Annotated in this window: 11 protein-coding genes; 1 reads left to right on the forward strand and 10 read right to left on the reverse strand. The window is 69.3% G+C overall.

Going from position 1 to position 14,231, the window contains the following annotated elements:
• Positions 1-7: 7 nt before the first annotated feature.
• The 10 genes from ALI22I_RS06320 to ALI22I_RS06365 all read right to left on the reverse strand — a co-directional run bounded on the left by ALI22I_RS06320 (position 8) and on the right by ALI22I_RS06365 (position 13,200).
• The gene (locus ALI22I_RS06320; protein WP_077004571.1) at positions 8-853 is read right to left on the reverse strand and encodes a carbon-nitrogen hydrolase family protein; all 846 of its coding nucleotides are present in this window, start codon (positions 851-853) and stop codon (positions 8-10) included.
• Positions 850-2,376: an MSMEG_0567/sll0787 family protein gene (locus ALI22I_RS06325; RefSeq protein ID WP_083751476.1), complete on the reverse strand. Its 1,527-nt coding sequence runs from the start codon at positions 2,374-2,376 to the stop codon at positions 850-852. The genes ALI22I_RS06320 and ALI22I_RS06325 overlap by 4 nt, the downstream gene beginning before the upstream one ends.
• Positions 2,373-3,446 carry an MSMEG_0568 family radical SAM protein gene (locus ALI22I_RS06330; RefSeq protein ID WP_077004572.1) on the reverse strand — a complete coding sequence of 358 codons (1,074 nt, stop codon included), beginning with the start codon at positions 3,444-3,446 and terminating at the stop codon, positions 2,373-2,375. The genes ALI22I_RS06325 and ALI22I_RS06330 overlap by 4 nt, the downstream gene beginning before the upstream one ends.
• A gap of 9 nt (positions 3,447-3,455) precedes the next feature.
• On the reverse strand, positions 3,456-3,968 hold the full coding sequence (locus ALI22I_RS06335; protein ID WP_077004573.1) for an MSMEG_0572/Sll0783 family nitrogen starvation response protein: 513 nt from the start codon (positions 3,966-3,968) through the stop codon (positions 3,456-3,458).
• A gap of 33 nt (positions 3,969-4,001) precedes the next feature.
• Entirely contained in the window at positions 4,002-4,868 is an 867-nt protein-coding gene (locus ALI22I_RS06340) for an amidohydrolase family protein (RefSeq protein ID WP_238598148.1), read from the reverse strand.
• Positions 4,831-6,165 (reverse strand): MSMEG_0569 family flavin-dependent oxidoreductase, encoded by a 1,335-nt coding sequence (locus ALI22I_RS06345; RefSeq protein WP_238598149.1) that lies wholly within the window; start codon positions 6,163-6,165, stop codon positions 4,831-4,833. Before ALI22I_RS06345 ends, ALI22I_RS06340 begins: the two co-directional genes overlap by 38 nt.
• A 425-nt stretch (positions 6,166-6,590) precedes the next feature.
• Positions 6,591-9,329 carry a ricin-type beta-trefoil lectin domain protein gene (locus ALI22I_RS53180; protein WP_238598150.1) on the reverse strand — a complete coding sequence of 913 codons (2,739 nt, stop codon included), beginning with the start codon at positions 9,327-9,329 and terminating at the stop codon, positions 6,591-6,593.
• A 1,008-nt stretch (positions 9,330-10,337) separates the two neighbouring features.
• Positions 10,338-10,649 carry an AtuA-related protein gene (locus ALI22I_RS06355; RefSeq protein ID WP_077004575.1) on the reverse strand — a complete coding sequence of 104 codons (312 nt, stop codon included), beginning with the start codon at positions 10,647-10,649 and terminating at the stop codon, positions 10,338-10,340.
• Positions 10,636-11,907: an acyclic terpene utilization AtuA family protein gene (locus ALI22I_RS06360; protein WP_077004576.1), complete on the reverse strand. Its 1,272-nt coding sequence runs from the start codon at positions 11,905-11,907 to the stop codon at positions 10,636-10,638. Before ALI22I_RS06360 ends, ALI22I_RS06355 begins: the two co-directional genes overlap by 14 nt.
• 9 nt (positions 11,908-11,916) lie before the next feature.
• Entirely contained in the window at positions 11,917-13,200 is a 1,284-nt protein-coding gene (locus ALI22I_RS06365; RefSeq protein ID WP_077004577.1) for a CitMHS family transporter, read from the reverse strand.
• An 84-nt stretch (positions 13,201-13,284) separates the two neighbouring features.
• On the opposite strand from ALI22I_RS06365, the gene ALI22I_RS06370 reads away from it, so the two are divergent.
• The gene (locus tag ALI22I_RS06370; protein ID WP_077004578.1) at positions 13,285-14,229 is read left to right on the forward strand and encodes a LysR family transcriptional regulator; all 945 of its coding nucleotides are present in this window, start codon (positions 13,285-13,287) and stop codon (positions 14,227-14,229) included.
• Positions 14,230-14,231 lie beyond the last annotated feature (2 nt).

A 14,231-nucleotide genomic window follows, 5' to 3' on the forward strand; every position in this document is an offset into this window, starting at 1 on the left:
GAGTGCATCATGCCCGGGCGAGATCGTCGTCCACCGGCTGGTAGGCCTCCGGCCTGCGGTCCCGCAGGTGACCCATCGACCGGCGGGCCGCCTCCAACGCCGCCGCCACGTCGATCTCCGCCACCGCCACGCCCGCCGCGACCCCGGTGGTGGCGAGCACGTCACCGCCGGGGTCGACCACCTTGGCGCTGGCCACGAACCGCAGCGAGCCGAACTCGCCGGACTGGTTCGCCGACACCCACACGACCTGGTTCTCCAACGCCCGCGCCCGGTCGAACAGGTCGAACCGGCGGGTCCACCGGTCCTCGGCCAGGTCGGTGGCGGCGTTCGTGCGGCTGCCCGGCCACGCCGACGCGCACACCACGATCTCGGCTCCGTCCAGCGCCAGCGCGCGGGCGGACTCGGGGAACGCCTTGTCGTAGCAGATCATCATGCCGAGCCGGCCGACCGGCGTGTCGAACGCGGCGAAACCGTCGCCCGCGCCGTAGCTGGCGTTCTCGTTCAACGGCTGGTGCACCTTGCGGTGGTTGCCGAGCACGCCGTCGCCGGTCACGCAGACGACGCTGTTGTAGCGCACGCCGTCGGCCAGCTCGCAGTACCCGGCGGTGACGACCAGGTCACCCGCGAGCGCCGCCAGCCTGGCGATCTCGGGACCGTCCAGCGCCAACGCGGGCGGACCGTCCGCGCTGCCATCCAGAGTGGACAGGTAGCCGCCGAGGCATGCCTCGGGCAGCGCGAGCAGACCGACCCCTGCCGCCTTCGCGCCCTCGATCAGCTCGGCCACCCGGCCGAAATCGGCTTCCAGATCGCGGTCGAACGGCGCCGCCGCGGCGGCCACGCGCAGGACGCTCATGCGATCCCCATTCCCGTCACGGCGTCCGTGACTGCTTCGGTGACGTCTCCGTCCGGCCAGCGCAACGCGACACCGCGCCCGGCGACCAGCTCGCCGCACACCGCGCTCTCGGCCGGTCCGGCGGGCGGGGCCGGGGTGCCCGGTTCGCCGGCGGTGAGCATGGCGAAGCCGGGGAAGCAGGTGAGCCAGTCCCCCGCGCTCGCCTCGCGTGGTCGTGGCACCGCGCCCACGTCGAGCACGGCGGCGCAGCCACTGGCCTCGGCGAGCATCCCGAGCGTGCCGACGACACCGGCCATGGACACGTCCTTGGCGGCTTTCGGGCGTGCGGCGGCCACCGAGCCGAGCATGGCGCGCAGTTCGGGCGTGCGGCGGGTGGACGTCGAGTCCCACTGGCGTCCCTGGTAGCCCGCCCGCCACCCACCTCCCAGATCAGCGGTGAGCCTGACGTGATGTCCCGGCTTCCCGCCGCCGGCCGGCACAGGGTGCGCGGTACGCCCCAGCGCCGTGACCGAGAGCGCGGCGGGCACACCCAGCTGGGTGTGCCCGCCCAGAACCGGCACGTCGTATGCGGTACACGCCATTCGAAGTCCGCTGAGGACCCGGGACGCGAACGACACGTCCCGCGCGCCCACCGCATCCAACAACCCGACGGGTTCCGCACCCATCGCGGCGAGGTCGTTCAGGTTGACCAGGACCGAGCACCACCCGGCCCACTCGGGTGAGCGCTCCACCATCGAGGGCACGATCGCGTCACACGCCGCCACGAGATCGCTGCCGGGCACGGGCGCGCCGTCGTCACCGACGAACCCGGCGCCACCCGGGTTCAGCCCGTGCAGCAGGCGCCCGAGGTCGCGCTTGGTGGCGGCGACCAACGCGGCGATGCGGCCGATCGGCCACCGCATCAACACGTGCGGCCGCCCGGCCACGACGACGTCCCGCACCCGCGTCCACCCCAACCGGCTGAACAACACCTCGTTGGACGCCTGCACGGTCGCGTCGAACCGCAACGCCCCGGTAGCCTCGGCATAAGCACAAGCCGCCCGAACCAGAGCCGACCCAACCCCGCCGACCGCACCCGCCCCAACCACGATCGGGTGATCTTGCCCGGACGACTCAAAGAAAACGGTGTTATCGCCAACCTCGAACGTCGGTTGAAACAACGAGGCCCCCGACCAACCGCCACCCGTGCCGCGACACGCCGGGTCGACCACCAGCCGTCCGCCCTGCCACCAGCCGATGTCCGGCCCGTCGACCCGCGCCGGGTGCAGGCGAACGCCGCCCAGCACCTGCCCGGACTCGTCCCGCGCCACCAGCACGACCGTGCGCGGATCGTCGTCGTGCTCGTCCAGATCGGTCCCGGAGAACAGCCCCTGCTCCTCCACGAACACCAGCCGCCGCAGCTCCCGGTACGCCGCGACGTCGTCCGCCGGTTCGATCCGGAACCCCGGTCGCACCGGCCGTTCACCCAGCAGCGCCACGACCTCCGACGCCGCCGGGCGGGGCGTGCCGTCGAAGGCGATCATCCGCCCGCCGCCTGCAACGCGCCGCACGCACCGCAAGCCGCGCAACCGGCCTCCTGTCCGACACCGGTCATCCCGGCCGCACGCAGCAGCTCGGCGATCCGCGACGTCACCGAGGCCACCAGCTCCACCGACGGTCCCGCCACCCCGTCCCGCCGCGCCAACGTGCCTGCCATCGGCCGGAACGGCACCGCGAACGGGTACACGCCGCGCTCGATCAGCGACGCGGCACCCGCCACGATCGAATCGGCGTCCTCACCGAGACCGATCAACAGGTAGGTGGACACCTTGTTCCACCCGAACACCCGCACCGCCTCGTCCCACGCCGCCCAGTACTCGGCCAGCGGCACGGTCGACTTGCCGGGCATCCACCGCCGGCGCACCTCGTCGTCCAACGACTCGACGTGGATGCCGATCGCCGTCGCACCTGCCGCACGCAGCTCGGCGAGCACACCCAGATCGCCCGGCGGCTCGATCTGCACCTGGATCGGCAGCCCCGGCACGGCCTCCAGCACCGCCCGCACGCTGCGCACCAGGTTCCGGGCACCGCGATCGGGACCGGCGGTCGTCCCGGTCGTCATCACCATCTGCCGGACGCCGTCCAGCCGGACGGCAGCCGACGCGACCTCGGCCAACTGCGCGGGCGTCTTGGCCGCGACCGTGGCGCCGGCCCGCAACGACTCCTCGATCGTGCAGAACCGGCACCGCTGGTCCTCGCCATACCGCATGCACGTCTGCACCACGGTCGTCGCCAACACGTCCTTGCCGTGCAACCGGGCGATCTGCTCGTACGGCACGCCGTCGGCGGTCACCAGGTCGTAGAACTTCGGCCGCCGCACGACCGTCAACGACAACCCGGTGTCCACCGCACCGTGAAAGATCCTCCCGTCCCGCACCTCGTAGGGGCTGTCGGGGTTGCGGGGTAGTGCGGCGTTGGCGCCGTCGACCAGGACGTGCCCGTCGTCGCTGGGACCCGCGCCCTGCGGCCGTCGCACGGGCGCGTCCACGCGCACCCCTTGCACGGCGATACCGACTCTCGCCGCGATCACGTCGTTCTCGATGCCAACGCGCACGACGACCCCCTAGAACATGTAGGTGGAGTTGATGATCGCGCCCTTGCGCGTGTAGTGGATCAACGCGTCCTGCACGTCCAACGGGTGCGTGGGGATGACGCCCTCGATGAGGTCTTCCTCCCTCGCGCCGTGCAGCGACAGGCCGAACCGGCAGCAGAACACCTTGCCGCCCTCGGCGATGAACGTCTTGAGCTGGTCGTTGATGTTCATCTCACCGGGGAACGCGGCGTTGCCGGTCGTCGGGAACCCACGGGTGGCCAGGCAGTTCAGCGAACCGGGCCCGTAGAAGTAGATCGCCGACTCGAAGCCCTTCCGCAACGCGCGGGTCGCCTGGAGGATCGCCACGAAGCTCACCGACGACTCGTGTGCGATGCCGTGGACCAGGGTGAAGTACGTTTCGCCCGCCTCGGCCTGGTAGTCGGGGAACACCTTGGTCCCGCCGTAGAGCGACGAGCCCTCGGGCAGCGACGGGTGCGGGATCTCGTCCAGGCTCTGCTTCTCGAGTTCGGTCAGGTCGGCCATCTCGACTCCTTGTCATCTCTTGAGCAGCTGGGGTCAGCCGTAGAGTTCTTCGAACGTGGCGCGGAAGACGAGGTCGGCGAGCTCGCCGTCCCCGACCGCCGCACGCAGGCGGGCGCACTCGCCGGGGTGGTCGCCCCACGGCTCGTCGCTGGCGAACAGGACGCGGTCGTGCCCCGTGCCGCGCTTGTCGATCTCGTCGGCGAGCCAGCGCGGCGCGAAGCCGATCGCCCACGACAGGTCGGTGTAGATGCGCTTGCCCCGGTCGATCCAGTCGAAGAAGCGCGAGCCGACCAGCTTGATGTGCCCGCTCATGCCGCCGCCGAAGTGCACCAGGTGCACCGCGACGCGGTCGCCGTACCAGTCGACGAGGTGACCGACCTCGTCGATGTCGGACGCGGCTCCGGGCGAGGTGTGCACGTGCACCACGAGGTGGTGTTCGGCCGCGACCGCGAAGATCCGGTCGAGGCCGGGGCGGCACGCCGGGTCGGTAGGCCTGCCGCCGAGCAGGAAGCTCAGTTTCAACGCCCGCACCCCCGGCTCGCCCGCCAGGCGCAACGCCGCCTCGGTGCGGTCCGCGTCGCGGGCCAGCGGTGACACCCACAGCCCGGCCCGGATGCGGTCGTCGGTGGCGGCCGCCTCGACGCACAACTCGTTGAAGGAGAAGGCGATCGCCGGGTCGGGCACGCCGTAGTTGGGTATCACCAGGGCGCGTTCGGTGCCCTCGGCGTCGAGGTCGGCGATCAGTTCGCGGATGGTGGCGCGGGCGTTGAGGTCGGGGTTCACGGCCGGGCCGCCGTAGAACGGGTGGGCGGGCAGCACGCCGAGGTGCCGGTGCGCGTCGTAGACCATGGTCACCTCCGGGTCAGGCCACGGTGCGCGGCGCGGTCCAGTCGTCGTCACGGGGCCAGGTGTCGGTGCGGGTGCCCGCGATCCAGCGGACCTCGGCGGGTGACGGCGCCGCCCGCGGCCGGGTGATCTCGCGGGCCAGGTGCTCGGCGTCGTCGGCGACACCGCAGAACCGGCCCGAGCCCCACGTGTGCTGCCAGGGCAGGCCCAGGAAGTACAGGCCGGGGCAGCTGGTCACACCGCGCACGTGCGTCGGGTAGCCCCTGCCGTCGAACACCGGCACCTCGATCCACCGGTGGTCGGTGCCGAACCCGGTGGCCCACACGACGGCGGAAAGCGTTGCCGCGTCCAGTTCTCCGGGACCGTCGGGTGGTGTCCACACCGGTGTGTAACGAGTCTCTTGCGGAGCGTCGATGCCCTGTCGGGCTATGTGGGCGTCGATGGAGTCCTTGATGCCCTCGGACACCGCGTCGGCGTGGTCGAGGTTGGCCTTCAGGTCGTCGGCGAGCCGCAGCACGCCCTGGCTGATCCCGGTGAGCCTGCCGTGCAGCCGCATCCCGTCCCGCGCGAACGCCCGCAGGTCGATGTCACGCCCGCCGTCCCGTCCGGTGACGTAGTGGTTGACCCGGAACCGCACCGCGTCGGCGTCGTCGAACTCTTCGATCCCGCGCCGGTAGTAGCCCATCTCGTCCAACCACGCGACGACGTCCCGGCCGCGGTAGAAGCGGGCGACGCGCGGCGCCGTGCCGACCGCCAGGTGCACACGGCGACCGGCCAGGTGCAGGTCTTCGGCGATCTGGCTGCCGGACTGCCCGCTGCCCACGACCAGCACCTCGCCGTCGGGCAGCTGTTCGGGGTTGCGGTAGGCCGAGGAGTGCACCTGGGTTACGGTCTCGGGCAGCCGTTCGGCCAGACGTGGGATGCGGGGCACCTGGTACGGGCCGGTGGCCAGGACGACCTGGTCGGCCGTGAGCACGCCGTTCGTCGTGGTGAGCCGGAATCCTTTGTCCGTGCGCCTCAGGCGGGTGACGGCGACGCCTTCGCGCAGCGGTGGTCCGAACGAGCGGATGTAGTCACGGATGTAGGCGACGATCTCGTCACGCCCCATGAACCCGTCCGGGTCGTCACCGGAGTACGGGAACCCGGGTAACCGGCACTGCCAGTTGGGCGTGACGAGGCAGAACGAATCCCATCGCCGGGCGGCCCACTCGCCACCCGCCTCGTCCTTCTCCAGCACCACGTGCTCGACGCCGCGTTCGCCGAGCCGGTGGCTCATCGACAGCCCGGCCTGCCCGCCTCCGACGACCACCACGGGCAGGTGCGCACCGTCCAACTCGTCGTGCTCGACCACGGTTCGATCCCTTCGGACAGCGCGGATTCCGCGTCGGGCCAGGGTTTCGAAGAAGTCCGCACCGCGTCGGCGGGATGCGATTCGATGGTTGAAGTACAGCGACGGATGATGTCGAACGTGTTTCATCCGGAACGCCACACGGTTACCTTGTGCTCACCGACAGTGTTCACGGGTCGAGAACCGTGTGCCTGCCGAGAACCTCATCCGTGCAGGTGACGGAGGGTTGCAGAGAAGGCGTGCGGAAGCGGTCGTGATCCTGGCGTTGCGACACCGGATCACCGTCCTGGAACGCCGGCGGGGTGAGGCCCGGCCGCAGTTCTCTCCCTGCGACCGGGCCTCCACGAACCCTGCGCTCGATCCGCCTCCTGGTGCTACGCCTGGCACGGGAGAACCCCTGGGGCGGTGGCACGGTGCCCCGGGCCGGTTCAGTTGCGCAGGCTCCATTGCTGGTTGGCGCCGCCGCCGCAGGACCACAGAATGATCTTGGTTCCGTTCGTGGTGCCGCCGCCGTAGGCGTCCAGGCACAACCCGGACTGCACGCCGGTGATCGTGCCGTTGGCGTTGACGTTCCACTGCTGGTTGGTCTGGCTGTTGCAGTCCCAGATCACCACCGTGGTGCCGTTGCTGGTGCCCCGGTTGTAGGCGTCCAGGCACTTGTTGCCCACCTGCAACTGCTTGCCCGAGGTGTAGGTGAAGCGCTGGTTGGTGCCGCCGTGGCAGTCCCACAGTTGAGCCTGGGTGCCATTTGTCGGGGTCGCGCCGCCGATGTCGACGCACCGGCCGGACTGACCTCCGACGATCGTGCCGTTCTGCTGACCGCCGCCGCCCTGTCGCCGAGCGATCGATTTCGACTCGGGCGACCGGTTCCCTTGTGCGTCCACGACGTAGAGCCGGTAGTCACCGGGTGACGTCGGCACGTCGATGGTCGCCGCGGTGCCGCTTGCCCTGGTCATCGTCGGGCCGACGGCGAAGTTGGTCGTACCCTGGGGAGCCAACCAGACCGTCTTGGTCGCGTCGCCGGCGCTTCGGATGGGAATTGACGCAGTCCCGGTACCGACGAACGTACTGGCCGGCAGGACGTGATCCGGCATGGAAAGATTACTCTGCGGGATGATGTCCCGGTATGAATCCTCCAGTCCGGAGTTCACGGCGATGCCGTAGGCCGGCGCCGGCCAGACATAATCGGGATAGGCAAGGATATCTTGGATAGTGCTGTTCGGCAAATTCTTTTCGGAGACCTTGTTGATCGGTCCGTACGTTTGCGTGATGCTCAGGTCGTGCTTGCGTCCGAAGTTGTCGGAGTTGATGAGCCACGTGATGTTCGGGTCCACGCTCAGGACGTTGTCGCGGAAGCTGATGTACGCCGAGCCCTCGTCCGGGTGAAGTCCGTACTTGTGGCCGGCCGGGACGCCTTGGAGGTAGTTGTTGCTGATCGTGGTTCCCGGCTGGCTGCCCAGCGTGTAGATGGGGGCCGTATCACTGAGGCGCTGCACCGTGTCGATGATGTGGTTGTAGCTGATGTTGTTGTTCTTCGCCGTGGTGGTCGGCCGGTTGGGAACGATCGAGCCTGACGATCCGTCGAAGTTCCACCACCCCCAGCCGAGCGTGATGCCCGACCACGGACTTTTCTCGATCCGGTTGCGCTGCACCGTGAGGGTGTCGGCGAAGTATGCCGAGATGGGGCTGTGCCCGTTGAACAGTACGGCGCTGTCGTAGATGTAGTTGTTCTTGATCTCGATGTTCTTGGGCAGCCCCTCGACCTGGGCGGAGTACTTCTCGCCATTGGTCGCCGTGTGGTCTCCGATGTAGACGTGCTGGGGATGGCCCACGGTGATGGCGGAGCCGGCGATGTCGTTGGTGTAGTTTCCGGTCAACTGCGTGTTCTGCACGTCGTTGACCATGTTGATCCCGTCGGCACCGGTGTGCTGGACCCGATTGCGCTGCAGGATCATCCCGTCGGCGTTCTGGATGTGAATGATGCCGGGCGTGACGTCGACATTGCGGTAGTAGTAGACGTGGAAATTACCCCGCGCGTACACGGTGTTGCCGAGGTTGCCCTGCTGCGCCTGCTTGAGCGCGGAGCCGGCCACGTTGAACAGGTTCCAGTCGGAGTGCTGGACCGTGAGCCCGGAGAACGTAATGTTCCGCACGTGGCTGCTCGTGGACGTGCCGGCGACCCGCAGCAGGGTCGACACGTTGTTCGGCGCGAAAACCGTGGCGGTGGTCATGTTCTCCGAGTTGGCCTTGTAGTAGTACACGGTCCGGCTGGCCTTGTCGAAGTAGAACTCGCCCGGCGTGTCCAGGAACTCGTAGGCGTTCATGACCTTATGGGTGCCGCCGACTTGGGCGTTGCCGTTGTACGCACCTTGGGCGATGGCCGCGCCTGGCTGCTGGAACAGCGCGACACGGCCCGTGCCGTCAGAACTCGTGGTGACCTGGCGGACTCCCACGATGGCCGTGGTCCAGGTCGTCCCTGTCTCGATTTCAAGGTCGTCTTGATTGCGGGCGATCGCGGGCAGATCGGCCATGTTGTACTTGGCCCCGTCACACTGCGAGCCCGATTCCCACGCCCAGGGGGCCTGCCCCGCGTTGATGTTGTACGTTCCGTAGCACCCTTGCGAGTTTATCGTCTTGGATGCCATGAACGCCCGCTTGTCATTGACGTAGAGCGCCCGCAGCTTGTTGTCGCGATTGAGCGGTGCCTTCCAGATGTTGCCGCTGTGCTGCGTCCAGTCGGTTACCTGGACACCACCGTTCAGCACCGGTGTCTCGTTCTGGTATGCGGCGTACACGACCCGGTGACCGTTCGTGCCCGAGTCGCTCGGCGTGAATTCTATGGTGTTGCTTACCGGATAGTTCCCGCCGCGAAGGTATACGTAGATGTCGCCGGACATGTTCGCGTTCGTCGTGCGAACGACGTCCCGCGCGCGCTGCAGGGTCTTGAACGGCGCCGTGATCGTCCCGGCATTGGCGTCGTTGCCGTCAGGGGCCACGTAGTACGTTGCCTGGGTGGCGGCCGAGGCCCGAACGGGGTCTGTGACGGACGGCAGCAGCGCAGCGGACACGAGCACCGCAAGGGCCACTAACGATCTTGCGGCGGTAATGGCTGATTTCACCTTCTTTTCCCTTTCGCTTGGTTCCGGATAGGCATGTTCGCCGCGCACGCTGTTGTGGCGTGCTTTGTGCGTCGATGGGGCACGCTGGGACGGAACAGGGGTTGGCTGGTGTCACCCACCCGAGGCACAAGAATTCCTTGGTGTCTGCGGTGCGCGAGGCCGGATACCGGAGCGGAACGCAGCGACCGATCCGGTGATCCCGCCTCGGGTGACATGGACGCAGTATGTCTAGCGGCGGCCCGCGGTCACCGGCAGTTCGTTGTGGTTATCGGTCCGGTCGCGACGCCGCAGTCGGTGGCCGTCCTCGTCATCCACGCGCCGACATACCCGGCGATCCGGCCTCTGCAGCGGGCCGGGCACCGCATCCCGCGCCGCATCTCCTCGCCCAGCCTCGGGTCACGGTCGAACTGGCACGTCAGGGTGCTGCCTCTGGTCCAGCGGAGCGGCTGCCACGCGAGTCGAATCCACCCACACCGCCGGCGTGCCGCCGGTCCGCAGCGCCGGGGTGACACCGTTCCGGGGGGTTCGCAGCACCGCCACCGCCCGCGACGCTCGCCAGAGCGAACGCACCGGCGACAGGCGCCACGCGCACTTCGCGATCCCGGCGCAGCGCTCTCCTGCCGATCGCGCGGATCCAGCCCCTCATGAGCACTCCACTTCGCTGTGGCACCTGCGTGGCACCTGCCCAGTCGAGCCGGACAGGCGAACCTCTGAAGGATGTGTGCTACTTATCTCGACCTGGTCGACCCGTACGCACGTCGAGCGACGTGACGTGCGAGCATCGCTGCTTGCCTTGGTACAGAGGAGATGTGGACGACCGACCCGGTAGTCTATGAGAGCAGCAGGGTCACTCGACGTCAAGGATAAGCGGGCTTATTTCGTAACCGACAGCGAAGGTCAACCGACCGCGTGAGGTCGACCCCTGGGCTCGGTGGTGGACTGAACGATGTCCTGCCACCACCGAGTCTCCGCGTCACCGCAGGGAGTAGGCCCGGATGACGGTCTCGGTCACTGCGTGTCACCGTGCCGACCCGACGACCCGACGCCCCGGCGCGGTCAACCCGGCCGCACGACTTCCAGTGAGAGCAGCCGGAAGCTCAACGACTTGCCGTGCGTGTCGAGAGCGAGGGAAGTGGTGACACCACCGTCGATGACCTGGTGGCACACGAAGTGCAGGGCGCACACACCCGGCAGTTCGTGGCGGACGACCTCACCGGCGACGTGGTCGGCCAGGTGGGCGCGGACCCGCTCGGCGGTCAGTTCGCGCACGAGCAGCGGGTAGTGGGCGTCGTCCCGGGGGAACACCGACAGGGTGGCCACGTTGCCCTTGTCCCCGGCCCGGCAGGTGGCCAGCTCATGGAGCAGCATCGGCGGCCTCCAGCAGGGTGACGGCGGGGCGCAGGGCCTCGCGGGGGATGAGGGTCGAGACGATGCCGATGACCTCGGTGACGTGTACGCGGACACCGCCGCCGCCGGCCGGGCCGTTGGTGTAGAGGGACTCCACCTCGTCGCCGACCCGGTCGAGCAGCGCTCCGTCGTGACTGATGGCGGCCACCCGGAGCCGGCAGTCGCGGTCGCCGCCGAGCACCTCTGCCCGCAGCGGCACCCCGGCGAGCCGCTTCGTGACGACCTCGGCGGCGAGCGCACCCCGTGCGGCGGCATTCGGGCCGACGTAGGAGATCTCGGCTTCCACCTTGGAGCCGGCCCGGTAGCCGACGCTCACCTTGAGCTCGTCGGGCCGGGAAAGCCCGCGGGCGCCGGACACCCGGACGTCGTCGGTGATGGTCACCTCCCTCAGGTCCAGCACGACGTCGGGCGTGCGGTACGCGGCGGGATCGGTGATCTCGTACAGCAGCTGCTCGCGGACGGTCGCCCGGGACAGCACGCCGCCGGTCCCCGGCAGTTTGCCGAGCCCGGCGGTCCCGTCGGCCGACACGTCCGCGTACGGGAAGCCCAATTTGTCGAGGTCGGGCACGTCCTGGTAGCCGGGGTCCGCGAAGTAGCCGCCCGTCAGCTGACCCGCGCACTCCAACAGGTGTCCGACCAAGGTGCCCGCGGCCACCCGCGGCACGTCGGCCAGGTCCCAGCCGAGCCGGTCCGCCACCGGCGCCACGAACAAGGACGGATCGGCCACCCGGCCGGTGATCACGACATCGGCTCCCAGCGCCGGCAGCACCGCGTCCGCGCCGAGGTAGGCGTTGGCGGACACGATTTCGCCGTGCGAGCGCAACGGGCGCCCGGTCTCCCAGGCGGGCGCGTCCAGGTCGACGGCGGCCAGGACGTCGTCGCCGGTGACGACCGCTACCGTGCCGCCGAGACCCAGCGAGTCCAGCAGTGCCCGCGTGACCCGTCCGGCCGCCAGGGGGTTCGCCGCACCCATGTTCGTGATCACCCGCACGCCGTGTCGGAAGGCCAACGGCAGCAGCCGGGTGAACCGGGAGTGCAGGCGGGTCTCGTAACCCAGCGACGGATCGGCGAGCCGACGGCGCTGGCCCTGCGCGACGGTCCGCTCGCCGAGGCACTCCAGGACCAGGTCGGCCAGGTCGCCCCGGCGCAGCAGGTCCTCCGCCGGCTCTATCCGATCGCCCGAGAACCCAGCCCCGCAACCGATCCTGGTGGTGCGCAAGCAGACCTCCTAGAACGAGATGGCGCCGGTCACCAGCGCGACGGCCGTCATGACCAACGTCGTGCCGAACGCCCATTTGAAGATGAACCGCTGGTGTGCGCCCAGGTCGACTCCGCTCGTGCCGAGCAGGATGAACGTGGACGCGGTCAGCGGACTCAGCGGGAATCCCGTGGTCATCTGGCCGAGGATCGCCGCCCTGCCGATCTCGGCCGAGCTGCCGCCGAACGCCGTCGAGGTCTCCGCGAGCACCGGCAGCACGCCGAAGTAGTAGGCGTCCGGGGTGAACACCAGAGACAGCGGCATGCTCGTGACCGCCACGAGCACGGGCAGCGCGCCGCCCGCGCCGTCGGGGATGACACCGACCAGCCAGCGCGCCATCGCCCCGATCATGCCGGTACCGCCGAGGATGCCGGTGAACACCCCGGCCGCGAAGATCATCGCGGTGACAAGCACGACGTTCCCGCCGTGCTTGGCGAAAAGCTCCTGCTGCCGCTCCCACGAAGGCAGGTTCACGATCAGCGCGAGGACGAACGCGACCACGAACACGACTTCGAGGGGGAACAGCTGTGCCAGCAGCACGCCGACGAGCGCGAGCGTCAGCACCACGTTGAACCAGAACCGGAAGCGGTCCCACCCGGTGCGCGGCTCCGGCGACGGCGTCACCTCGTCCAGTTCGACCACGCCGAGCCGCCTGCGTTCCGACCGGCCGATCAGGAACGCCGCGACCAGCACCCAGACGATCCCGGCGACCATCGCGGGGATCGCCGGCACGAACACCTCCGCCGCGCTGAGGTCCAGCGCGGCCATCGCCCGCGCGGTCGGCCCACCCCACGGGACCATGTTCATCACGCCCGCGCCGAGGCCGACCACACCTGCGAGCACGAGCCTGCGCATGCCGAGTCGCTTGTAGATCGGCAGCAGGGCCGACACGGTGATCAGGAAGGTCGAGGCGCCGTCCCCGTCGAGCGCCACCAGCAGTGTCAGCACGGCGGTGCCGACGGTGATCTTGAGCGGGTCGCCCTTGGCCCACCGCAGCACCCGCGCGACGGCCGGGTCGAACAAGCCGGCGTCGACCATCAGGCTGAAGTAGAGCACCGCGAACGTGATCATGATCGCGACCGGGGCTACCTTGGTCAGGCCGTCGCCGATGAGCTTGCCGAGGTCGTCCCCGAACCCGGTGAGCACCGCGACGAGGATCGGCAGCGCGGTCAGCGCGATGAGCACGGAGACCCGGCGGGACAACACCGCCAGCAGGAACAGCGCGATCGTGATGAATCCACCCGCGGCGAGCATCGTCGACCTCCTTTCGAGCGTGTGCCCACCCTCCCGGCGAGATCTATTGCAATCAAGCATTAATTGTCGATAGTTTCATTCCTCATGCGCATGGATCTGACGGTTCAGCAGCTGCGGGTCGTCCTGGCCGTGCACGACGCCGGGAGCTTCACCGCAGCCGCGGAGGTGTTGTTGCAGGCGCAGTCGTCGCTGTCGCGGACCGTGCTGGAGGTCGAACGCCGCCTCGGGGTGGCGTTGTTCGAGCGGACCACCCGTCGCCTGGAGCCGACCGCGGAGGGACGCGAGTTCGTCGCGATCGCGCGGTCCACGGTCGCCGTCTTCGAAGGGAACCTGCGTCATTTCGAAGGATTCCTGGACGGGTGCCGCGGCCGGGTGCGGGTCGCGACGTTGCCGTCACTCGCGGCGATCCTGCTGCCGCCCATCGTGTCCGCCTACCAGCACGGGCATCCGGCGGTCGAACTGTCCATAGAGGACGCGTTGGCGACCGAAGTCCTCGAACGCGTGCGCGCCGGAACGGTCGACTTCGCCGTCACGGTGGTGTCGGCGACCTCCGACCCGATCGACGACCTGCACGTCACGCCGGTGGCGGCGGACCGCTTCTGCTGCGTGTTCCCACCCGACCACGCGTTCGCCGACCGCTCCGAGGTCACCTGGTCGGACCTCGCGCGCGAGTCGTTCATCGCCTTCGACCGCACGACGAGCATCCGCCAGCACCTCGACCGCGCGTTCACCGAATCGGGCACCCACCCCCGCAACACGGTCGAGGCCCGCAACATCAGCGCCGTGGCCGGGCTCGTCGCCGCCGGCCTCGGCGTCTCGGCCGTGCCGGGGCTGGTGCTGCCGCTGACCGGGTTCGCCGGACTGGCGCACCGCCCGCTCGGCGAACCGCGAGCGGAACGCCGGATCGCGGTGGTGCGGGTGCCGCGCAGGCCGCTGTCACCGGCGGCCCGCGCGTTCCTGGAAGCCATCACCGACGCCAGACGATCCGGCGCCGCACTGCCACCGGAGGCGTCCTGGCTGCCGGCCTGACG

This window comes from Saccharothrix sp. ALI-22-I (assembly GCF_001984175.1).
In the GTDB taxonomy this organism is placed as follows: domain Bacteria; phylum Actinomycetota; class Actinomycetes; order Mycobacteriales; family Pseudonocardiaceae; genus Actinosynnema.

Coding starts and splice junctions, on each gene's coding strand:
- ALI22I_RS06320 (WP_077004571.1), bottom strand. CDS start 853: ATGAGCGTCCTGCGCGTGGCCGCCGCGGCGGCGCCGTTCGACCGCGAT.
- ALI22I_RS06325 (WP_083751476.1), bottom strand. CDS start 2,376: ATGATCGCCTTCGACGGCACGCCCCGCCCGGCGGCGTCGGAGGTCGTG.
- ALI22I_RS06335 (WP_077004573.1), bottom strand. CDS start 3,968: ATGGCCGACCTGACCGAACTCGAGAAGCAGAGCCTGGACGAGATCCCG.
- ALI22I_RS06355 (WP_077004575.1), bottom strand. CDS start 10,649: ATGCTGCTCCATGAGCTGGCCACCTGCCGGGCCGGGGACAAGGGCAAC.
- ALI22I_RS06365 (WP_077004577.1), bottom strand. CDS start 13,200: ATGCTCGCCGCGGGTGGATTCATCACGATCGCGCTGTTCCTGCTGGCG.
- ALI22I_RS06370 (WP_077004578.1), top strand. CDS start 13,285: ATGCGCATGGATCTGACGGTTCAGCAGCTGCGGGTCGTCCTGGCCGTG.